The following is a 21,389-nucleotide window of genomic DNA, read 5'->3' as shown; positions in this document are numbered from 1 at the left end:
ATCGGGCCGCTTCGCGCCCACAGGAGGTATGCCCGTGCGCGTCCGCCCGTTAGTCCTGGCCCTGATGCTGCTCTCCTCGCCGGCGGCGTGCGACGGGAAGGACAAGGTCACGATGCCGCCGCTCACACCCGAGCCCCGTGAGTCGCGGCTCGCCGGCACGCCCACCGCGGCGTCGTCGCGGACCCTCGCGGCCCGGCTCGCGCTGTACAGGTACCTGCGCGGGATCGCCGCCGGGAACGTCAAGGCGTGTGCGTTCCTGACGGCCGGATACGAGCGGCGCGTGTTCGGCGGGCCGGGCAGGTGCCGGTCAGGCCTCGCCCAGGCTCGGGCGAGGCTGCGCCCGCAGGACATCACGGCGCTGCGGGGCGTCACCGTGCCCGTCTGCGAGACCGCGCCGGACGGCGCCTGCACCGTCCGGTTCGAAAACCTCCGGTGGAAGGGCGAGCCCGCGAGACAGGGCGGCCTCCTCGCCGCGAGCTTCACCCTCCGCAAGACCGGGGCCTACTGGCGGATCGCCGCCTGACCCGCCGCCTGACCGGGAACCGCGCCCCGGCCCGTCACAGCCCGACGTCCGCGAGACCGGGCAGGCGGGCGCGGGCGGCGTCCTTGGCCTCCCCGGCGGTGCGGGCGGCCCGTGCCGCTGCGGCGGCCTCGCGGCACTCGTCCAGCGTGTGCCGGGCGAGCGCGGCGCGCACCAGCGGGAGGGACGGGGCGCTCATCGACAGCGACGTCACGCCGAGGCCCACCAGCACGCACGCGAGCACCGGGTCGCCGGCCGCCTCCCCGCACACCCCGCACGGCACGCCCGCGCCGGCCGCGGGGGCGACGAGGTCGAGGACGGCGGGCTGCCACGGGTCCTGGAGGTGCGCGAGGCCGCCGATCTGCCGGTCCGCCGCGCACGCGTACTGGGTGAGGTCGTTGGTGCCGATGCTGAAGAACTCCACCTCCGGCGCGAGGTCGCCGGCGCGCAGCGCGGCGGCGGGCACCTCGATCATGACGCCGGGATGCTCGATGCCCGCCTCCCGGCAGGCGGCGGCGAAGTAGGCGGCCTCGGTCGCGTCCGTCACCATCGGCGCCATGACCTGGAGCTTCACGGTCAGCCCGGCCGCGGCGCGGGCGAGAGCGGTCAGCTGCGCGGACAGCACGTCCGGGTGCAGCCGCATCATCCGCAGGCCCCGCTCGCCGAGCGCCGGGTTCGGCTCGGCGCCGGGGGCGGGCAGGAACGCCAGCGGCTTGTCGGCGCCCGCGTCGAGCGTCCGGACGACCACGCGGCCCTCCGGGAACGCCTCCAGCACCTTGCGGTACGCCTCCTCCTGCTCCGCGTCGGACGGCGGCGTCGCGCGGTCGAGGAACAGGAACTCGGTCCGGTACAGCCCGACGCCCTCCGCCCCGTTCTCCAGCGCCGCCTGGACGTCCTTCGGGCCGCCGATGTTCGCCAGCAGCGGGACGGCGTGCCCGTCCCGGGTGGCGCCCGGCCCGGTCGACTCCCGCAGGGCGGACGCGCGGGCGTCGGCGGCGGCCCGCGCCGCGGCCACCTCCGCGTCGGACGGGTCGGGCAGCACGGTCCCGGCGGCGCCGTCCACCAGGACGCGGGTCCCGTCGGCGATCGACGTCGCGCCCTTCAGCGCGACGACCGCGGGCACCCCCATCGTCCTGGCCAGGATCGCGGTGTGACTGGTCGGGCCGCCCTCCTCCGTCACGAACGCGACGACCTGCGCCGGGTCGAGAACGGCCGTGTCCGCGGGCGCGAGGTCCCGCGCGACGAGCACGAACGGCTCGTCGGACTCCGGGACGCCCGGCACCGGCAGGCCGAGCAGCCGGGCGATCGCGCGGTCGCGGATGTCGTCGAGGTCGGTGACGCGGGCGGCCATGTACTCGCCGGCCCCGGCGAGCATCTCCCGGTAGACGCCGAACGCCTCGAACACGGCGCGCGCCGCCGCCGTCCCCTCGCCGATCGCGCCGCGGACGCCGTCGGCGAGGCCCGGGTCGCGGGCCATCAGCGCCTGCGCGTTCAGCACGTCCCGGCCGTCGGCGTTGCCCGCCGCGGCGGCGCGCTCACCGCGCTCCTCCAGGTCGGCGGCGACGGCCTCCAGCGCGGCCAGCGCGGTGTCGGTCTCGGCGGCGGCGTCGCCGTGCCGCGCGCCCGCGGGCGGCTCCGGGACGGCCCCGGCGATACCGCGCACCGGCCCGGACCCGACCCCCGGGCTGACTCCCGCGCCCTGCATCACCCCGTCCACCTCAGGCCTCCTCTGGCTCCGGCGTGGACAGCAGCTTCTGCAGGCCGTCGAGCAACTCCTCGGCGCCCTCGCCCTCGGCCGACAGCACGACCTCCTCCCCGTGCCGCACGTCCAGCCCCAGCACGGCGAGGATGCTCTTGGCGTTCACCGGGGTGCCGCCGCGCTTGGCCACGGTCACGTCCATCGGGGCCTTCGCCGCGGTCTGGACGAACAGCGCGGCCGGCCGCGCGTGCAGCCCCACCCTGGACTCGATCTTGACGTTGCGCTCGGTCACCGCACACTCCTTCTCGCTATAGCCCGGCGACGGGCCGGCGCACCCGCAGCGCGGGGCCCGGCACGACGTCCACTTCCTTGAAATCGGCGACCACGTGGTCGGCGTCGGCCAGCGCGCCCGCCGGCTGCGTGGTGATGACGCCCACGCAGGTCATGCCCGCGGCCTTCACGGCCGCCACGCCCGCGGGGGCGTCCTCGAACCCGATCGTCTCCTGCGGCGGGACGTCCAGGTCGCGCGCGGCGGCCAGGTACCCCTCCGGATGCGGCTTGCCGGTGACGACGTCCCCGGCGGTCACCACGATGTCGAGCAGGTCGCGGATGCCGAGCCCGGCGAGCAGCCCCTCGGCGTAGTCGCGCTGCCCGGACGTCACCACCGCCAGCGGCACGCCCGCGTCCGCCAGGGACCGGACGAGGTCCACGGCGCCGGGGACGGGCACGGCGGGCGGCAGCCCCGGCACCGACCCGTAGGACAGCGCCTGCGCGAACAGCGCCTCGACCGTCCGGCCGGGGAACAGGTGCGCGAGGTCCTCCAGGACCTCCTGCCCGCGGCGCCCCGCGAACGAGGCGATCAGCGCCTCGTCGTGCGGGACGCCGTGCGCCTCGAACAGCCGCGACCACATCACCCGGTTGCGGGGCTCGGTGTCGATGAGGGTCCCGTCCAGGTCGAACACGGCCGCGCCGAGGCCGATCACCGCCATGCGCTCAGCTCCATGTGAACAGCTCGTCCCCCTTGGTCACCTCGCCCGACTCGACCACGTCCGACAGGGCGTCGGCGCCCGCGTCCAGCGCGACCACGGCGCAGATCGGCGAGCGCCCGCCCGCCTCGATCACGGCCGGGTCCCACCCGACGACCGGCTGGCCGGCGCTGACCTCGTCACCCTCGGCGGCGAGGAGCTCGAACCCCTGCCCCTTCAGCTTGACGGTGTCGATGCCGAGATGCACGAGGACGCCGTGGCCCTCCTCGTCCACCACGACGTACGCGTGCGGATGCAGCTTGACGATCTTCCCGGCGACCGGGGCGAGGGCGGGGCCGCGCCCGCGCTCGGGGTCGACCGCCGTGCCCGGCCCGACCATGGCCTGGGCGAACACCGGGTCGGGGACGCCGGCGAGGCCGACGACCCGCCCGGCGACGGGTGAGAGTACTCGGGTCATTGGGGGTCCCCTCGGGGGTCAGTCGAGGATGTCCTCGATGTCGCTGGCGATGGTGTCCGCCTCCGGGCCCACGACGACCTGGACGACGGAGCCGCTGCGCATGACGCCGTGCGCGCCCGCCCTCTTCAGCGCCGCCTCGTCGACCTTGCCGGCGTCGGAGACCTCGGTGCGCAGCCGGGTCGCGCACGGCTCGATCTCGACGATGTTGCCGGCGCCGCCCAGCGCCGCGATGATGGCCTCGGCCTTGTCCATGCTGTTCTCTCTTCTCAGTCGGTCTGGGTGACCTTGTTCAGCCCGCGCGGGACGTCGGGGTCGACGCCGAGCCGGCGGGCCAGGTTCTCGACCATGATCTGGCCGGGGACGATGAGGCCCAGCGGCGCCACCCACTCGGGCAGGCCGGGGCCGGGCAGCGCGGCCGAGCACGCCCGCGCCAGCTCGGAGCCGCCGCCGACGCCGAAGGCGCGGGCACCCGCGCCCTGGACCCGCGCGGCCAGCGCCACGGTACCCGCCAGCGTCGGGCCGGAGTCCGCCGCGACCAGCAGCGCGGGGGTCTGGTCGTCCACGACGGCGATCGGGCCGTGCAGGAGGTCGGCGTACGACAGGCCCATGGCGTGCAGGTAGCACGCCTCTTTCAGCTTCAGCGCGAGCTCCAGCGCGGTGCCGAACGCGATGCCGCGCCCGGACACCACCGCGCCCGGGACCTTCGCCAGCTCCTCGACGATCTCCGGGAGGGCGTCGGACGCCTCGGTCTGCTCGATCATGCGGGCGACCTCGTCGGGGACGCGGCGCAGCTCGTCCACCGCGACGTCCGCGCCGAGACCGAGGCCGAGCACCGACAGCGCGGCGAGCTGGGTGGTGTAGGTCTTGGTGGCCGGGACGGCGATCTCCTCGCCCGCGCCGGTCACCAGCGCGACCTCGGCGGCCTCGGCGAGCGGGGACCCGGCGCCGTTGGTGACCGCGACGGCCCGCGCGCCGCAGTCCGTCGCCCAGTCGAGGGTCTCGACGATCTCCTCGGTCTTGCCGGACTGGCTGATCGCCACGGCCAGCACGCCGTCCAGGTCGAGCCGGCGCCGGTAGGTCGTCGCGATGGACGGAGCGGCGAGTGTGGCCAGCCGCCCGGCGTGCGCCTCCACGAGGTAGCGCCCGTACACCGCGGCGTTGTCGGAGGAGCCGCGCGCGATGAACAGCACCTGCCGGGTCTCCCGCGCCAGCGTCGCGATGTCGGCGGTGCGCGGGAGGAGCGCGTCGATCGTCCGGCGCAGCGCGTCCGGCTGCTCGCCGATCTCGGCGCGCATCTGACTGGTCATGATCCCCCTCCGAAGACGTTCTGCCCGTTGACCCAGGTGGTACGCGCCCGGTGGTCCGGCCCCAGCCAGACCAGGTCGGCGGCGGCGCCGGGTGCGATCCGGCCGAGGTCGGGCCGCCCGATCAGGTCGGCCGGGACCCGGGTCGCGGCGTCCACCGCGGCGGCCTCGCCGATGCCGAGGCCGATCGCGTTGCCGACCGCCTCGTCCAGCCGGAGGCCGGACCCGGCGATGGTGCCGTCGGCGCGCAGCGGCGGGCCCTCCTCGGGCATGGTGATGGGCTCGCCGCCGAGGTCGTAGGTGCCGGGCGGCATCCCGGCGGCCGAGGCGGCGTCGGTGACGAGCACGACCCGTCCCGCCGCGGCCCGGAACACCAGCTCGGCGACCGGGGCCGAGACGTGGTGCAGGTCGAGGATGAGGCCGGGGCTGAGCCGGTCGTCGACGAGCGCCTGCACGGCGACGCCCGGGTCGCGGTGGTGGACGCCGCTCTGCGCGTTGAAGATGTGGGTGACCTTGCGGGCCCCGGCCCCGGCGGCGGCGGAGACCTGCGCGGCGGTGGCGTCGCTGTGCCCGACGCTGACCAGGACGCCCGCCTCGGTCAGCGTGCGGATCGCGTCGAGCGCGCCGTCCCGCTCCGGGGCGAGCGTGACCAGCTTGACCAGGCCGGTCTCCAGCAGGGTCCTGATCGCCTCGGGCGCGGGGTCGGTCAGGTGGGCCGCGTTGTGCGCGCCCTTGCGCTTCTCCGACAGGAACGGGCCCTCCAGGTGCACGCCGAGGACGCGCGTCCCGGGCGGCAGGCCGGGCAGCAGGTCGCGGGTGCGCCGCAGGGCCTCGGCCTGCGCCGCCACGGGCGCGGTGATGAAGGTGGGGAGGAACGCGGTCACGCCCGTTTCGGGGAGGCGGGAGACGACGGTGTGCCAGCCGGACTCGTCCGCGTCGGCCATGTCGTGGCCGAAGAAGCCGTTCACCTGGAGGTCGACCAGTCCGGGCGCGAGGAGGCCGTCGGGCAGCTCGGTGTCGGGGGCGCCGGGCGGGGGCCCCTCGCCGGCCTCGGCGATGACGCCGCCCTCGACGCGCACGTATCCCGGGGAGACGACACGGGTAGGACTGCCCGCGGGGGTGATGATCATGCGATGGGCCGTGACCAGCAGTGATGTCATGGGGGCGCACTCTCCGTGACGCGGTGATCGCGGGTCGTTCCTCCGGGTTCCAACTGGTCTAGTCCGGACTAGACCAGTACCGTACGCACCATACTCCACGAATCGGATGGAGCTGAAGATGTCGGCCGAAAGTCGCCGAGGCCCTGGATCGGCGGAGCCCGGCCGGCGGCCCCCGGACCGGGCGGGAATGGGGCGGCGACCCCGCGAAACCGGACGCTCCTTCCGGAAAACCGGACTGACCTGCGCTTTTTCCGATCATGACGTCGTCCGCATGTGATCGGGTCGTTACGAATTCGTGCATTGACATGCCTTTCCCTGCTGTGGTCTAGTCCGGCCTAGACCAGTACGAATCGAATCGAAAACCGTCAAACCACCCAATCAGCCAATCGATCCACTGAACACCCGCGAACCCCATCGTTCCGGCTCCGGCCGTCGAGGACCCTCGTGACGATGATCGACCCGCACAGCCCGGTACCGAAGTACTTCCAGCTCCGTGCCATCCTGCTCGACCTCATCGAGAGCGCGGAGCTGCCGGTCGACGCCCCGATCCCCTCGGAGCGCGAGCTGTGCGGCCGCTACGGGCTGTCCCGCATGACCGTCCGGCAGGGCGTCGACCAGCTCGTCTCCGAGGGGCGGCTCTACCGCGTCCCCGGCAAGGGCACGTTCGTCGCCCGGCCCAAGATCGAGATGCCGCTGCGGCTCGTCTCCTTCACCGAGGACATGCTGGCCCGCGGGCTGCGGCCCGGCGCGATCGACCTGGACCGCCGGACGGTCCCCGCCGACGCGCGCCTCGCCCGGATCTTCGACGTCGAACCGGGCACCGCGATCCACGTCATCGAGCGCCTGCGCACCGCCGACGGGGAGCCCATGGCCCTCGAACGCGCGCACATCCTGGCCTCCCTCGCCCCCGACCTGCTCGACCGCAGGCTCGCCGACCGCTCCCTGTACGGCGTCCTCGAAGCGGTCTACGGGCTCGTCTTCGACGCGGGCGACCAGACCATCGACGCCAGCCTGGCCGACGCCGCCGACGCCAGGCACCTGCAGATCACCAAGGGCAGCGCCGTGCTGCTCCTGCAACGCCGCTCGTACACCGGAGGTGTGTGCGCCGAGCTGGGCGTGTCGACCTACAGGGCGGACCGCTACCAGATCCACACGGCCCTCGGAAACCCCCCGCCGCACTCCTAACCCCTGAGGAGGAACCTCGCGATGACTGCGACAACAGTGGACTCCGCGCCGCGCCGAGGGTCGAGCGCCCTCGCGGTGCTGCAGCGGATCGGCCGCAGCCTGATGCTGCCGATCGCCGTGCTGCCCGCCGCCGCGCTACTGCTCCGCTTCGGCCAGGCCGACATGCTGGGCGCCGACGGCCTCGGCTGGGACCGGGTCGCCGAGATCGTGGGCGAGGCCGGCAACGCGCTGTTCGCCGCCCTTCCGCTGCTCTTCGCGGTCGGCGTCGCGATCGGCTTCGCCAAGAAGTCCGACGGCTCCACCGCCCTCGCGGCCGTGGTCGGCTACCTGGTCTTCGACCGGGTCTCCAAGATCATGTTCTCGCACACCGACGAGCTGCAGGGCAACGTCCTGATCACCAAGGTCACCGACGGGGCGCAGGCGCAGGTCATCGACTGGGGCGCCAAGAACCCGACGGACGTGCTCGGCGGCATCCTGATGGGCGTCATCGCGGCGCTGCTCTACCAGCGGTACTACCGGATCAAGCTGCCGACCTGGCTGGCGTTCTTCGGCGGCCGCCGGTTCGTCCCGATCATCACCGCCGTCGCGGGCCTCGCCCTCGGCATCGTGATCGGCTTCGTCTGGCCGGTGCTCGGCAGCTGGCTCACCGACTTCGGCAACTGGCTCACCGGCGCGGGCGCGGCCGGCGCGGGCATCTACGGCGTCGTCAACCGGCTGCTGCTCCCGTTCGGCCTGCACCACATCCCGAACTCGCTCATCTGGTTCGTGTTCGGCGACTACCAAGGGCCGGACGGCGTCGTGCACGGCGAGATCAACCGCTACCTGGCCGGCGACCCCGACGCGGGCGGCTTTCTCGCCGGGTTCTTCCCGGTGCTGATGTTCGGCCTGCCCGGCGCGGCGCTCGCGATCTGGCACTCCGCGCCCAAGCACCGCCGTTCCGCGGTCGGCGGCATCATGATCTCCGCCGCGCTGACCGCGTTCATCACCGGTGTCACCGAGCCGATCGAGTTCGCGTTCATGTTCGTCGCGCCCGTCCTGTACGTGGTGCACGTCATTCTCACGGGCATCTCGATGGCCATCCTGGAGGCCGCCGGCGCCCAGCTCGGGTTCAGTTTCTCCGCCGGCCTGATCGACCTCCTGCTCAACGCCCGCAAGGACAACACCGAAGGACTGGCGCTCATCCTCGGCATGGGCGTCCTGTACTTCTTCCTCTACTACTTCATCTTCAGATTCCTGATCACGAAGTTCAACTTCGCGACGCCGGGCCGGGAACCGGAGGGCGAGGAGTCGGTGGCCGCCGACCCGGCCGCCAGCCCGGAGCTCGCGGCCAGCGACGCCGGCGGCGGGAAGATGTCGAAGAAGGGGGCCGGAGCGCAGGACGCTCCGGCCGAAGGCTGACCCTCCTCCGGGGCGCCGCGGACCCCTCCTCCCCTTCGCGGCGCCCCACCTCGGGCCGGTCGGCGCACCGGTCCGGCTCCCACGAGTCCCGGGCTTCCCCGCACCCGGCCCGGGACTCGCACCGAAGGGCGGCGGGACGCACCATCCGCGTCCCGCCGCCTTCGTGTTTTCCGGTGCCCGTGCTCTCCGGCGCTCGTGCTCTCCGGCGGTGCCGGGTCCGCGCGGACGGCCTCATGCGGCCACGACGTATTTCCAGACGATCCCAGTGCTCCTGTGGGAAACGAGATCAGGAGGCTTGCATGGGACGTCCGGTCGATCCCGCGGCGGTTCGTTTCGTCCACTACCGTCCGGCGGCGCCCGCCACGCGCGGCGCGCTGGCGCTGAGGCCCGCCCCGGACCCGGTGCGCCGGCCGGGGCTGCGGCTCGTCCGGCCCGGGGACGGGGTCGACGCGGAGGTCCGGGCCGTCGCCGACGCGGCCGTGCGGCTCATCGTGGAGGTGCTGGCGGGGACGCGTCCCGCGCACCAGCTGTCGCTCGTGGCCGTCCCCGCCGTGTGCCGGGAGATGGCCGCGCGGCGCGGGCTTCCCGGCGGGCGCGGACGGCGGATCGTCCCGCCGAAGGTGCTGTCGGCGCGGTCGCAGCGGCCGTCCCCGGGCGTGGCGGAGACGGCCGCCGTGGCCGTCGTGGCCGGGCGCGTCCACGCGCTGGCCCTGCGCCTCGAGCACACGCGCGGCCGGTGGCGCTGCACGGCGCTGGAGACGACCGCCCCCTGACATGCGAAAGCGGCCCCCCGCCGGTGCGGGGGGCCGCTCGCGTCGCCCTACTTGTTCTTGTTGCGCGGATCGCCGTGGCAGCGCTTGAACTTCTTGCCCGAGCCGCACGGGCACGGGTCGTTGCGGTTCACGCCCGCGTACTCGTCCGCGGCCTCCTCGCTGTGGTGCTCGACGCCGCCTTCACCGTCGACGGTCGGGGCCGAGTACTCCAGCTTCTTCGGACGCTTCGGCGCGTCAAGGCCCTTCGCCTTGATCGCGGGGGCGTCCTTGGGCTCCTCGGCGTCGTCCTCGGCGTCGTCCTCCTCGGCGTCCTTCTCCAGGTCGACCGCGGAGGACGACTTGGAGACCGAGACGGGCGCGGCGCCGACGGCGGGCTCCTCCGGCTGCTCGTCCACCTGAACCTCCAGGTTGAACAGGTAGCCGACCGACTCCTCCTTGATGCCGTCGAGCATCGCGTTGAACATGTCGAAGCCCTCGCGCTGGTATTCCACCAGCGGGTCGCGCTGCGCCATGGCCCGCAGGCCGATGCCCTCCTGGAGGTAGTCCATCTCGTAGAGGTGCTCGCGCCACTTGCGGTCGAGGACGTTCAGCACGACCCGGCGCTCCAGCTGGCGCATGACGTCCGAGCTGAGCTCCTCCTCGCGCTTGTCGTAGGCCGCCCGCGCGTCCTCGCGGATCCTCGCGGCGAGGGTCTCGGCGTCCAGGCCGGAGATGTCGCCGCCGACCTCCTCGACCAGCTCGTCCACCGTGACGGAGATCGGGTAGAGCTTCTCGAACGCCTGCCACAGCTTGTCGAGGTCCCAGTCCTCGGCGAAGCCCTCGGAGGTGGCGCCCGCGACATAGCCCGCGACGACCTCGTCGATCATGTTGCGGACCTGGTCGCCCAGGTCCTCGCCCTCCAGCACCTTGCGGCGTTCGGCGTAGATGACCTTGCGCTGCCGGTTCAGCACCTCGTCGTACTTCAAGACGTTCTTGCGCATCTCGAAGTTCTGCTGCTCGACCTGGCTCTGCGCCGACTTGATCGCGTTCGTGACGATCTTGGACTCGATCGGCACGTCGTCCGGGATGTTCAGCCGGGTCATGATCGCCTCGACGCGGGCCGAGTTGAACAGCCGCATCAGGTCGTCCTCCAGCGACAGGTAGAACCGGGACTCGCCCGGGTCGCCCTGCCGGCCGGACCGGCCGCGGAGCTGGTTGTCGATGCGCCGCGACTCGTGCCGCTCCGTCGCGAGGACGTACAGGCCGCCGACGTCGACGACCTCCTCGTGCTCGCCCTTCACGGCCTCCTGCGCCTTCTCCAGCGCCTCCGGCCACGCCGCCTCGTACTCGTCGGGCGTCTCCAGCGGGGACAGCCCGCGCTGGTGCAGCTCCAGGTCGGCGCGGAAGTCGGGGTTGCCGCCGAGCATGATGTCGGTGCCGCGGCCCGCCATGTTCGTCGCGACGGTCACGCCGCCCTTGCGGCCCGCCTCCGCGACGATCGCGGACTCCTGCTCGTGGTGCTTGGCGTTCAGCACCTGGTGCGGGATGCCGCGCCGCTTGAGCATCTTGCTCAGCTTCTCGGACTTCTCCACCGACGTCGTGCCGACCAGGACCGGCTGGCCCTTCTCGTGCCGCTCGGCGATGTCGTCGACGACGGCCTCGAACTTGGCCTGCTCGGTCTTGTAGACGACGTCCGCGACGTCCTCGCGGATCATCGGCTTGTTCGTCGGGATCGGCACCACGCCGATCTTGTAGGTCTTGTTGAACTCCGCCGCCTCGGTCTCGGCGGTGCCGGTCATGCCGGACAGCTTGCCGTAGAGGCGGAAGTAGTTCTGCAGGGTGATCGTGGCGAGCGTCTGGTTCTCGTCCTTGATCGCCACGCCCTCTTTGGCCTCGATGGCCTGGTGCATGCCCTCGTTGTAGCGGCGGCCGTGCAGGATGCGGCCGGTGAACTCGTCCACGATCAGGACCTCGCCGTTCATGACGACGTAGTCCTTGTCGCGCTTGTACAGCTCCTTGGCCTTCAGCGCGTTGTTGAGGAAGCTCACCAGCGGCGTGTTCACCGAGTCGTAGAGGTTGTCGATGCCGAGCCAGTCCTCGACCTTCTCCACGCCGGACTCGGTGATGCCGACCGTGCGCTTCTTCTCGTTCACCTCGTAGTCGCCGGGCCCGTACTCGTCCACCTGCCCGGCCGTGCTGATCAGCTCGGCGCGCTTCAGCCGCGGGACGATCTTGGCGAACTCCGAGTACCACTTGGAGTTCTGCTCGGCCGGACCCGAGATGATCAGCGGGGTCCGGGCCTCGTCGATGAGGATCGAGTCGACCTCGTCCACGATGGCGTAGTTGTGGCCGCGCTGGACGCACTCCTCCAGGCTCCACGCCATGTTGTCGCGCAGGTAGTCGAACCCGAACTCGTTGTTCGTGCCGTAGGTGATGTCGCAGTTGTAGGCCGCACGGCGCTCGTCCGGGGTCATCTGCGGGAGGATGACGCCGACCTCGAGGCCGAGGAACTGGTGGATACGGCCCATCCACTCGGCGTCGCGCTTGGCCAGGTAGTCGTTCACCGTGACCACGTGCACGCCGTCGCCGGACAGCGCGTTCAGGTAGGCCGGGAGCACGCAGGTCAGGGTCTTGCCCTCACCCGTCTTCATCTCGGCGATGTTGCCGAGATGCAGCGCGGCACCGCCCATCACCTGGACGTCGTAGTGCCGCTGGCCGAGGACGCGCTTGGCGGCTTCGCGGGCGGTCGCGAACGCCTCGGGCAGCAGGTCGTCCAGGGTCTCGCCGTCGGCGAGACGCTCCCGGTACTTGTCGGTCAGCTCGCGCAACTCGGCGTCGCTCATCTCGAGGAAGTCCTCCTCGATCGAGTTGACCTGATCCGCGAGCTTCTTGAGCTTGCGCAGGGTTTTTCCCTCGCCCGCACGAAGGATCTTGTCGATGACTGGCGGCACTCTCGAAGGCTCCTTGCAGATCGTGGTTCACCGCTCCAGGCGGCGCGCACACCACACGTACGATGCCCATCGTAGGCCAGACTCAGAATGGTCTAGGTCACTCCGAAGCGCAATCCACCGCGCGTTCCGTTTGACCTTCCGGGTCACGGAGAAAGATTCCTGACACCTCAGGAGGGGAGGCGCAATGTCCGAAGAGTCGCACGGATCGCACGCCGGGCGGCCGGGCTCGTGGATCGCCGTCACCGTCATCTTCGCCGGCTTCGTCATCGGCGGCGTCGCGCTCTGCCTCGGCCCGAACTGGATCCTGTTCTACGCCGGCGCGGGCGTCATCGTCATCGGCATGATCGTCAGCTGGATGGTCCACCTGTTCTCGGACGTCGTCGTGGACGCCCCCCGCGTCATCCCCGAGATCGTCGACTACTCGCTGTTCGGCTCGCGCTCGGACAAGCGGCGCGGCGGTGATGCCGGCGAGGTCATCGACACGCCCGTCGCCACCGACACCCAGCAGGCCCCCCACGGCTGACCCGCGTCAGGCGGGAGCGGCGGCCCTCAGGGCGGCGTCGACGAGGGGGGACGCCAGCTCGGTCCGCTCCACGCGCACGTCGTCGCACCCGACCCACGAGGCGGCGCGCCAGAGGGCCGTGGCCAGGGCCGCCACCGACGACTCCGCCCGCGCGGCCGTGCGCGTCGCCCACGGCTCCATGGTGACCTGGCGGGCGATGAGGGCGCGCCCCTCCCTGGCGGGGTCGACCCGTCCGATGAGGCGGCCCCCGGCGAGCAGCGGCATCGCGAAGTAGCCGTGGACGCGCTTGCCCTTCGGCACGTACGCCTCCAGACGGTGGTCGAAGCCGAACACGCGTGAAGCGCGGGCGCGGTCCCAGACCAGCGAGTCGAACGGCGACAGGAGCGTGGTGGCGTGCCTGCCCCTGGGCGGCGCGTGCAGGGCGCCGGGGTCGGCCCAGGCCCGCTGCGGCCATCCGGCGACCTCGACCGGGACGAGCCCGGTCGCCTCGATCACGGCGTCGACCTGGTCCTGCTTGATCCGGTAGTAGTCGGCCAGGTCGCCGCGGGTGGCCACCCCGAGGGCGCGCCCCGCCCGGGCGACGAGGGCGGTGAGGCAGGCGTCGTCGTCCGGCTCCCGAGCCAGCAGCTCCGGCGGGACGGCCCGCTCGGCGAGGTCGTACACCCGCCGCCACCCGGCCCGCTCCACGCACACGACCTCGCCGATGTCGAGCAGCCACTCGATGCCGATCTTGTGGTCGCTCCAGTCCCACCACTCGGCGCTCGCCTTCGCGCCGCCGAGCTCCTTGGTGGTGAGCGGCCCGTCCTCCTTGAGGCGGGTCCGGATCTGGTCGCAGACGCCCTCGGGGACCTTGTGCCAGCGCCACCCCCGCCGCACGTAGGCCCGGCGGCGGAACGCGAACAGCGGCCAGTCGGCCATCGGGATGATGGACGCCGCGTGAGCCCAGTACTCGAACGCCTCCGGACGACGCTTCTCACGACCGGCCGAACCGTTGCCCCAGTACGCGGCCTCGACCTTGTTCCGCCCCACGGGCCCGAGCCGCGCGTAGGGCACCAGCTCGTGCGACCGCGCCAGAACCGAGATCGTGTCGAGCTGAACGGCCCCGAGCCGCTCCAGAACCGCCGGCACGCCCCCCTTCGGGAACGCCCCCAGAAACCCCTGGGCCCGCAACTGGAGCCGCCGCGCCTCGTCCGCACTGAGTTCCACCACGCCCGCGATGCTACGACACAACACCGACAAACCCGCTTTACCGGTCGCCTTCCCCGGCCGACCGGCCTGGCAGCGGAGTAGATCGGTGGGCCTTGCCCGGTGGGGTCAGGTGATCTCCAGGAGCTTTTCGCGGACGGCGTAGACCACGGCCTCCATGCGGGAGTGGAGCTGGAGCTTCTCCAGGATGTTGCGGACGTGGTTCTTCACGGTGTTCTCGGAGATGAAGAGCTCGCGGGCGATCTCGCGGTTGCCGAGGCCCCGGGCGACGAGGCGCAGGACCTCCATCTCGCGTTCGGTGAGGCGGGGCGCGGGGACCTGCTGCGTGCGCTCCTCGCTGCGCTTGGCCAGCGCGGCGAACTCGGTGATGAGCTTGGACGCCATCGACGGGCTGATCAGCGACTGGCCGCCGTGCACGGCGCGGACGGCCTGCGGGACCTCGTCGATGGAGATCTCCTTGAGCAGGTAGCCGCTGGCACCGGCCTTGATCGCCTCGAAGAGGTCCTCCTCCTCGTCGCTGATGGTCAGCATGACGATCTTCGCGCTGGGCGCGGCGTCCTTGATGGCGGTGCAGGCCTCGATGCCGCTGCGGCGCGGCATGCGGATGTCCATCAGGACGACGTCGGGCAGCAGGTCGCCGGCCATCTCCACGGCCTCGTGCCCGTCGCCGCCCTCGCCGATGACCTCGATGTCGTCCTCACCCTGCAGGACCATCTCCAGGCCCCGGCGGAACAGCGCGTGGTCGTCGACGATGAGCACGCGGATGGGGTCGGCCGCCTCCCGGTCGGCGGGGGTGGCGCCGGCGCCGGACTGACGGGGTACCGCCGCGGCGTCGCGAGCCTCGGGATTCTCGCTCACCTGAGTCGCGGCGTGGAGGAGACGCCGCTTCCCCCCTTCACTATTCAGGGTGTCCCCCGGTCAACCGCCGCGCGTCCCGGGAAGTTCCCGGGACGCGCCGCGTCCGTGGATCGGCTGATGCGCCTTTTCAGATCATGGCATGGTTCGGGCGGTGACGTGTGGCGAGTGCCGCATCACTCTTCGACGAGCCTGATGACTCCGTAGTCCCAGCCTCTTCTCCTATATACGACCGAGGGGTGCCCTGTGGCCTTGTCGCGGTAGAGGAAGAAATCGTGACCGACGAGCTCCATCTCGAAGAGGGCCTGCTCGATGCCCATCGGCTCTGCCTTGTGGAACTTCTCGCGGACGACGAGGGGGCCGTCGCCGTCCATGGGGATCGGGACGAGGTTCTCGTCCTGCGAGACGGTCACGACCTCGTCCTCGACGGGACGCTCCGCAGGTTCTTCGGGGGGCGTGGGAGGGAGCGGTTCGGGGAGCGGTTCCATCGTCGCGAGCTTGGCGCGGTTCCTGCCGCCGTGGCCCTTGCGCCGCTCGGAGTCGCGGCGCAGGCGGGACTCGAGCTTGTCGAGCGCGAGGTCGAGGGCGCCGTAGCGGTCGTCGGCGGCGGCCTCGGCCCGGATCACCGGGCCGCGGGAGCGGATCGTGAGCTCGACCCTTTCGCGCTGGTCGGCCAGCCGTGGGTTGCGTTCCTCGGACACCTCCACATCAACGCTGATGACCTTCTGGTTGAGCCGCTCGATCTTGGCGAGCTTGTTGTCGACGTGCCGACGGAACCTGTCGTTGACCTCGGTGTGCCGGCCCCTCACGGTGATGTTCACGCGGGACCCCCCTTCTCCCGGTTGCGTTTTCGCCCTGCCCGGGGTCCCTGGCCGGCCCCGGACGGGCACCACAGGACGGTGGGTCGCACCCGCCCGGCCGACCTGGTCTTCGTCCCCACATCCGCCTGCTGAGGGGCTCGCGGCGCTCTCGCCACTACTGCCCTTCTCCCGGTTCGGGGGATGTCGGATCCCTCGACGGGGCAGGACTTACCTCTAAGGCGCACCGTGATCGGTCGACGAGAAGTCGCCTTACGTGGGCCGTTTCGCCTGCGCCTGGCATCGGCTAGCCGGATCGTCTGCCGTGCCCCTGACGGGCACTGCGATCCAACGCAACCACGGACCCGGGCGGGTGCCATGTCAGGAACGCTAACCCCTTACGCCACGAATGTCAGGGGGGTGGGCGGAGGAAATACTCACTGACCGTCATCGACGGCCGCCGGAGCGGGGCGTCCGGGTGCCTCGCGGACGCCCGTCACGTGCCGTGAGCCCTTGCCCGCCCGGCGCTCACGGCCCCGGCGACCAGCCAGGTCAGGGGGTCCTGTCCCGGTGGTGAGTTTGGGAAATCTCTACTCCCCGCATGACATGATGTGACGTTGATTACCTAACGTCTCACAACGAACTTGGGCGAGCCGGATATCTACTCACTACACATTGTCACTGACTGCCGTCCCCGATCGTCCGGGTGAAGAAAGTCACCGGGCTCGGTGGCGCGGGGTGGCCGCGATGGTCGCCGCTCCCGTCACGTGCGCTCCCGCCGCGCGCAGCGCCCGCGCGGCCTCGGCGAGGGACGCGCCCGTCGTGACCACGTCGTCCACCAGGACGACCGGTCGCCCGGCGAGCATGCCGCGCGCCTCGACGGCCCCGGCCAGGTTGGCGGCGCGCTGCGCCACCGAGAGCCCCACCTGGTCGGCGACCCGGCGGCGCTGCCGCAGGGCGTCCACGGCGGTCACCGGCACCCCGGTCCCGCGCAGCCGCCGGACCGCCGCCTCGACCGCCCCGCGGAGGGGATCGTGGCCGCGCCGTCGCACGGCCCGCCGGCCCGACGGAACCCAGACCACGAGCGGTGGATCGGGGCCGGGGGTCAGGGCGGCGCGGACGGCGGTCGCCAGCGCCTCCCCGAGCGGGACGGCGAGTGCCGTGCGCCCCCGCTCCTTGTAGGCGCCCAGGATCGTCCTGAGAGGGCCCTCGTAGGCCGCCACCGTCCACGGGGGCGGGAGCCCGGCAGGTGCCGTTCTCGCGGGCCGTGCGGGCCCTCGCAGCGGCTTGGCGCATCCTTCGCACAGCAGGGCCGGAACCAGCCCGCACCCGGCACAGCGTTCGGGCAGAAAGAACTCGATCAGGTCGGAGAGAACGTTCATGCCCCCGACGATGCCGCGCCGGCGTTGGCGGCGTCTCCGGCTCCCTCAACTGTGGATAACTCGCCGCCCGGCGGGATCAGCCAGGGTAGGTGGGGTCCTTGGCCGGGGTCGGGCAGATCCAGGCGCTGTAGGAGTTGCTCGGAGCGCGCTGGCGGCAGATCTGGTCCTTGCCGCCCGAGCGGGTGCCGATGAGGATCGGGGCGCCCGGGGCGGCGGCGATCGTGCGGGGCTCGCCCAGGGAGCCGACGCCGAGAGAGGTGATCGCGCTGCCGCTGATCGGCATCAGGAACGGGAGGGTCTGGGAGTCGCGCTTGGCGCGGCCGAGGACGGCGAGGGTGCCGAAGTCCCGCCACGCGAGGTCGACGGCGTCCTGGAGCTCGGAGCTCACCGGCAGGAACGAGCCCACGTCCAGGGAGCCGTCGGGGGCGTGGGCGATGCGGCCGAGCTGGACCTGAGGGCGGCCGTCCACGCGGGCGATCACCGCGGCGCGGACGCCGTCGCGGGCGACGCGGAAGGCGAGCACCTCCCGGCCGCCGAGCCCCCAGTGGGCGGCGCGGACGGGCGGCCCGCCCCGCCGGCGCACCCACAGCCACGACTCGTTCTCGCCGCTCTCCACGACCCACAGCGTGCCGTCATGGCTCCAGGACGGGGCCGTGAAGCGGGCGCCCCGGTGCGCGGTCAGCAGGACGCGGGACGTCGGCTGGCCGGTGACGGGCGCGGCGACGAGGACCTGGCCGCCGTCCGCGCTCAGCCCGGCGAACTCCTGGTGATCGGGGGCGACGGCGGGACGGGAGAGGCTGCCCGCGGGGCCGGTGACGACGGGCTGGGCGCGGTCGCCCTCCAGGGTGCCGAGGAAGCCGGACGGGCCGACGACGTAGGCGTTCTGGTGGGCGCTCTCGGGGGGCGCGCCGCCGTCGGGCGAGTTGCCCTCCCAGCCGTTCACCGGCTGGGCGGCGTCCATCCCCTCCGGCGCGACGGTCTCGCCGTCGATCTGCAGCCGCAGCGACTTGATCTCCGAGAGCTGCCGCATCGTCCAGGCGAGCTGGGCCGACATCCGGTCGATGTCGCCGCCGCGGGCCTGCTCGGTGAGGTCGACGGTCGCGACGTCCTTCTCGATCCGGACGCCGTGGCGCAGCCGCGTGCCCTCCGGGAACGCGGTCTGCACCGCCCCGGTCAGCCAGGAGGTCGGGCCGGTCAGCAGCGCCTGGGCGAGCTGCGTCGGCAGGGTCTGCCGGTTCACGACCGGCAGGAAGATGCCGTTCGGGACGAGGGTGCGCCGGTCGGGCGCGAAGAAGTACAGGTTGACGGTGCGCATGGCGCGCTCGACGTCGTCCTTGGTGAGCAGCAGGCCGGCCTTGTCGTCGCCGGGCAGGCCGGTGATGCGCCAGACGCCCTGCGGCGTCTTGGTGAGCTGGAACGTGGCGTCGAGGTTCTTGGGCGAGGCGGTGTACTGGCCGTCCGCGGTGATGGTGCCGAGCTCCTCGCCGGTGACGCGGACCGTCGCCTGCTCGCCGGACGACTTGATCACGTGCGGGTCGGTGATACGGCTCGCGAGGACGGTCACGAACGGCCGCAGGCCCGGGTTCCAGGACGTCCGGCCGCCGAGGTACATCTTGGCGACCTTGTGGCCGTCGTCGAAGCTCGCGGACGCCGCCAGGAACCCCGACACGATCTGCGCGGGCCCCCACTCGGGGCGCGGCTTCACCGGGATGAGCCGGACGTAGGGGTCGTCGACGCGCTCGGCGCGCTCGGCGGGCCGGCCGCTGACCACCTGGCCGCCGCTCGGCACGTTCGCGCAGCCCGCGCCGCCGAGGGCCAGGGCGGCGACCGCGAGGAGGCACGTGATCCGCCGGGGCGCGGTGCGCCGGTTCGCGGTGGCCGCGGTCATTCGCCGGCCTCCAGTTCCGCGAACAGCGGGCGCGCGTCCCCGGCCCCCGGCGGGACGAGCGGCAGCGGCGAGCCCCGCAGTTCGGCACCGGCCACGCGCGGCAGCGAGAGACGGAACTGGGAGCCCGCGCCGGGCTCTCCCCAGGCCTGGAGCCAGCCGCCGTGCAACTGCGCGTCCTCCCTGGAGATCGACAGGCCGAGCCCGGTGCCGCCGGTGGTGCGGGCGCGGGCGGGGTCGGCGCGCCAGAAGCGGTCGAAGACCATCTGCCCCTCCCCCGGCTTGAGCCCGACCCCGTGGTCGCGGACGGCGACGGCGACGGCGTCGCGGTCGGCGCCGACGGAGACGATGATGTCCTCGCCCTCGCCGTGCTCGACGGCGTTGACGAGGAGGTTGCGCAGGATCCGCTCGACGCGGCGGCGGTCGACCTCGGCCATGCACGGTTCGCCGGGGAGCTGCAGGACGACCTTGCTGCCCTTGCGCTCGGAGAGCCCCTGGATGTCGCCGACGACCCGCAGGACGAGGTCGCGCATGTCGAGGGACTCGGCGTCCAGGGTCGCGGCTCCGGCGTCGTGCCGGCTGATCTCCAGCAGGTCGGCCAGGAGCGACTCGAACCGTTCGAGCTGGCTCTGCAGCAGCTCCGCGGAGCGTCCGACGGCCGGGTCGTCGAAGGTGTCGCGGTTCTCGTAGAGCATGTCCGCGGCGATGCGGATGGTGGTCAGGGGCGTGCGCAGCTCGTGCGAGACGTCCGAGACGAACTGGCGCTGCACCTGGGACAGGTCCTCCAACTCGCCGATCTTCTCCTGGAGGTTCGCGGCCATGTCGTTGAAGGAGCGGGCGAGACGCGCCAGATCGTCCTCGCCGCGGACCCTCATGCGCTCTTCGAGGCGTCCGGCGGCGAGCCGCTGCGCGCCCTGGGCGGCCAGCCGCACGGGGATGACGACCTGCCGCGTGACCAGCGAGGCGATCGCGGCCAGGAGCAGCACCAGGACGATGCCCACCCCGGCCAGGGAGCGGCTGACGTTGGTCAGCGTCTGCTGTTCCTCCGTGAGGGGGAACAGGTAGTAGAGCTCGAACTGGCCGGTCTTGCCGCCGACGATGAGGCCGCGCTCGTTCGGCCTGTCTCCGACGTAGGAGAGCTTGCCGTAGGTGTAGGCGTGCGCACCCGCGGGCGCGTTCCTCAGCTCCTCACGCAGCCGGTTCGGGACGCTCTCCTCGCGCAGTTCGTTGGTGGTGTAGCCGTCGAAGTACTGCTCGGTGATGTCGCGGATGTACACCTCGTAGAGCCCGGACGGTCCGCTGCGGGCTTTCAGCCGGTCGATCGTCGAGTTCAGCCTGCTGCCGTCGCCGGGCGAGTTCCCGAGGTCGCGCTGTACCTGGGCCAGGCCGTCGTCCAGCTGGAGACGTGCCGCCTTGACCTTGCCGTCCATGAGGGCGGACGACACCTGCTGCATGAGGAACGCGCCCAGGATGGCCACCACGATCGCCGAGATGAACAGCGTGGACGTGACGACGCGTACCTGGATCGACCGGCGCCAGCGCAGGTAAGCGGCCCGCGCGGTGCCGCGCACCACGCGCCGCACCGTCCCGAGCCCACGCCGGGCGAGCCGCTTCGCCCTCCTCATGTCGGGCCTCATGCCGGTGCCGGTCAGGCGGGGCCGGCCTTGTACCCGACACCGCGGACGGTGACCACGATCTCAGGGCGTTCCGGATCCTTCTCGATCTTGGCGCGGAGCCGCTGGACGTGCACGTTCACCAGCCGGGTGTCGGCGGCGTGCCGGTAGCCCCACACCTGCTCCAGCAGCACCTCGCGGGTGAACACCTGGCGGGGCTTTCGGGCCAGGGCGACGAGCAGGTCGAACTCCAGCGGCGTCAGCGGGATGTGCCGGTCGCCGCGTTTGACCGAGTGCCCGGCGACGTCGATCGTGATGTCGCCGATCTGCAGGGTCTCGGGTGCGGGCTCGTCGGTGCGGCGCAGCCGGGCGCGCACCCGCGCGACCAGCTCCTTGGGTTTGAACGGCTTGACGATGTAGTCGTCGGCGCCGGACTCCAGGCCGAGGACGACGTCCACGGTGTCGCTCTTGGCCGTCAGCATGACGATCGGCACGCCGGACTCGGCCCGGATCTGCCGGCACACGTCGATGCCGTCGGCCCCGGGCAGCATCAGGTCGAGCAGCACGAGGTCGGGCCGGGTCTCCCGGAACGCCTCGAGCGCCTTGTCGCCGTCGTGGACGAACGAAGGCTCGAAACCCTCGCCCCTCAGCACGATGCCGAGCATCTCGGCGAGCGCGAGATCGTCGTCGACGACCAGTACACGTCCTCTCATGGC

General features: G+C 72.3%; 20 protein-coding genes. 5 read left to right on the top strand and 15 right to left on the bottom strand.

What is annotated here, in order from left to right:
• Nucleotides 1-28: 28 nt before the first annotated feature.
• Entirely contained in the window at nucleotides 29-523 is a 495-nt protein-coding gene (locus tag ABGB11_RS00270; RefSeq protein ID WP_347627475.1) for a hypothetical protein, read from the top strand.
• Between the two features lie 34 nt (nucleotides 524-557).
• Here ABGB11_RS00270 and ptsP read toward each other — a convergent pair whose 3' ends face one another.
• Genes ptsP through nagA form a run of 7 tightly spaced genes read right to left on the bottom strand, consistent with a single transcriptional unit; the run spans nucleotide 558 to nucleotide 6,126 of the window.
• Nucleotides 558-2,225 carry a phosphoenolpyruvate--protein phosphotransferase gene (ptsP, locus tag ABGB11_RS00265; protein WP_347628531.1) on the bottom strand — a complete coding sequence of 556 codons (1,668 nt, stop codon included), beginning with the start codon at nucleotides 2,223-2,225 and terminating at the stop codon, nucleotides 558-560.
• Between the two features lie 13 nt (nucleotides 2,226-2,238).
• Complete coding sequence (locus ABGB11_RS00260; protein WP_347627473.1) at nucleotides 2,239-2,511, bottom strand: HPr family phosphocarrier protein; 273 nt, start codon at nucleotides 2,509-2,511, stop codon at nucleotides 2,239-2,241.
• A gap of 16 nt (nucleotides 2,512-2,527) precedes the next feature.
• A complete protein-coding gene (locus tag ABGB11_RS00255; RefSeq protein ID WP_347627471.1) occupies nucleotides 2,528-3,208 on the bottom strand; it encodes an HAD family phosphatase in 681 nt (226 codons plus the stop codon).
• A 4-nt stretch (nucleotides 3,209-3,212) separates the two neighbouring features.
• Entirely contained in the window at nucleotides 3,213-3,662 is a 450-nt protein-coding gene (locus ABGB11_RS00250; RefSeq protein ID WP_347627469.1) for a PTS glucose transporter subunit IIA, read from the bottom strand.
• Nucleotides 3,663-3,680: 18 nt separating this feature from the next.
• Nucleotides 3,681-3,914 (bottom strand): glucose PTS transporter subunit EIIB, encoded by a 234-nt coding sequence (locus ABGB11_RS00245; RefSeq protein WP_347627467.1) that lies wholly within the window; start codon nucleotides 3,912-3,914, stop codon nucleotides 3,681-3,683.
• Nucleotides 3,915-3,928: 14 nt separating this feature from the next.
• Nucleotides 3,929-4,969, bottom strand: a complete 1,041-nt coding sequence (locus ABGB11_RS00240; RefSeq protein ID WP_347627465.1) for an SIS domain-containing protein — start codon at nucleotides 4,967-4,969, stop codon at nucleotides 3,929-3,931.
• Nucleotides 4,966-6,126, bottom strand: coding sequence for an N-acetylglucosamine-6-phosphate deacetylase (nagA, locus tag ABGB11_RS00235; protein WP_347627463.1), 1,161 nt, complete (start codon nucleotides 6,124-6,126; stop codon nucleotides 4,966-4,968). Before nagA ends, ABGB11_RS00240 begins: the two co-directional genes overlap by 4 nt.
• A 450-nt stretch (nucleotides 6,127-6,576) precedes the next feature.
• Between nagA and ABGB11_RS00230 the strand changes: the two genes are divergently transcribed.
• The 3 genes from ABGB11_RS00230 to ABGB11_RS00220 all read left to right on the top strand — a co-directional run bounded on the left by ABGB11_RS00230 (nucleotide 6,577) and on the right by ABGB11_RS00220 (nucleotide 9,482).
• Nucleotides 6,577-7,311 carry a GntR family transcriptional regulator gene (locus tag ABGB11_RS00230; protein WP_347628529.1) on the top strand — a complete coding sequence of 245 codons (735 nt, stop codon included), beginning with the start codon at nucleotides 6,577-6,579 and terminating at the stop codon, nucleotides 7,309-7,311.
• Nucleotides 7,312-7,332: 21 nt separating this feature from the next.
• The gene (locus tag ABGB11_RS00225; RefSeq protein ID WP_347627461.1) at nucleotides 7,333-8,709 is read left to right on the top strand and encodes a PTS transporter subunit EIIC; all 1,377 of its coding nucleotides are present in this window, start codon (nucleotides 7,333-7,335) and stop codon (nucleotides 8,707-8,709) included.
• A 299-nt stretch (nucleotides 8,710-9,008) separates the two neighbouring features.
• Nucleotides 9,009-9,482, top strand: a complete 474-nt coding sequence (locus tag ABGB11_RS00220) for an Rv3235 family protein (protein ID WP_347627459.1) — start codon at nucleotides 9,009-9,011, stop codon at nucleotides 9,480-9,482.
• 47 nt (nucleotides 9,483-9,529) lie between these two features.
• Here ABGB11_RS00220 and secA read toward each other — a convergent pair whose 3' ends face one another.
• The gene (secA, locus tag ABGB11_RS00215; RefSeq protein WP_347627457.1) at nucleotides 9,530-12,412 is read right to left on the bottom strand and encodes a preprotein translocase subunit SecA; all 2,883 of its coding nucleotides are present in this window, start codon (nucleotides 12,410-12,412) and stop codon (nucleotides 9,530-9,532) included.
• A 184-nt stretch (nucleotides 12,413-12,596) separates the two neighbouring features.
• Between secA and ABGB11_RS00210 the strand changes: the two genes are divergently transcribed.
• Complete coding sequence (locus tag ABGB11_RS00210) at nucleotides 12,597-12,935, top strand: HGxxPAAW family protein (RefSeq protein ID WP_347627455.1); 339 nt, start codon at nucleotides 12,597-12,599, stop codon at nucleotides 12,933-12,935.
• 6 nt (nucleotides 12,936-12,941) lie between these two features.
• Here ABGB11_RS00210 and ABGB11_RS00205 read toward each other — a convergent pair whose 3' ends face one another.
• The 7 genes from ABGB11_RS00205 to mtrA all read right to left on the bottom strand — a co-directional run bounded on the left by ABGB11_RS00205 (nucleotide 12,942) and on the right by mtrA (nucleotide 21,386).
• Entirely contained in the window at nucleotides 12,942-14,144 is a 1,203-nt protein-coding gene (locus ABGB11_RS00205; protein ID WP_347627453.1) for a crosslink repair DNA glycosylase YcaQ family protein, read from the bottom strand.
• Nucleotides 14,145-14,249: 105 nt separating this feature from the next.
• On the bottom strand, nucleotides 14,250-14,906 hold the full coding sequence (locus ABGB11_RS00200) for a response regulator transcription factor (protein WP_207933348.1): 657 nt from the start codon (nucleotides 14,904-14,906) through the stop codon (nucleotides 14,250-14,252).
• Between the two features lie 266 nt (nucleotides 14,907-15,172).
• Nucleotides 15,173-15,817 (bottom strand): ribosome-associated translation inhibitor RaiA, encoded by a 645-nt coding sequence (gene raiA, locus ABGB11_RS00195; RefSeq protein WP_347627451.1) that lies wholly within the window; start codon nucleotides 15,815-15,817, stop codon nucleotides 15,173-15,175.
• A 692-nt stretch (nucleotides 15,818-16,509) separates the two neighbouring features.
• A complete protein-coding gene (locus ABGB11_RS00190; RefSeq protein ID WP_347627449.1) occupies nucleotides 16,510-17,175 on the bottom strand; it encodes a phosphoribosyltransferase family protein in 666 nt (221 codons plus the stop codon).
• Nucleotides 17,176-17,251: 76 nt separating this feature from the next.
• Entirely contained in the window at nucleotides 17,252-19,063 is a 1,812-nt protein-coding gene (locus tag ABGB11_RS00185; protein ID WP_347627447.1) for an LpqB family beta-propeller domain-containing protein, read from the bottom strand.
• Entirely contained in the window at nucleotides 19,060-20,685 is a 1,626-nt protein-coding gene (gene mtrB, locus ABGB11_RS00180; protein WP_347627445.1) for an MtrAB system histidine kinase MtrB, read from the bottom strand. Before mtrB ends, ABGB11_RS00185 begins: the two co-directional genes overlap by 4 nt.
• Before the next feature lie 23 nt (nucleotides 20,686-20,708).
• Entirely contained in the window at nucleotides 20,709-21,386 is a 678-nt protein-coding gene (gene mtrA / locus ABGB11_RS00175) for an MtrAB system response regulator MtrA (RefSeq protein WP_021598338.1), read from the bottom strand.
• Between the last annotated feature and the right edge of the window lie 3 nt (nucleotides 21,387-21,389).

The sequence above is a fragment of the Actinomadura sp. B10D3 genome, assembly GCF_039871695.1.
Taxonomy (GTDB): Bacteria; Actinomycetota; Actinomycetes; order Streptosporangiales; family Streptosporangiaceae; genus Spirillospora; species Spirillospora madurae.
This window is presented reverse-complemented; position numbering and strand designations above follow the sequence as displayed.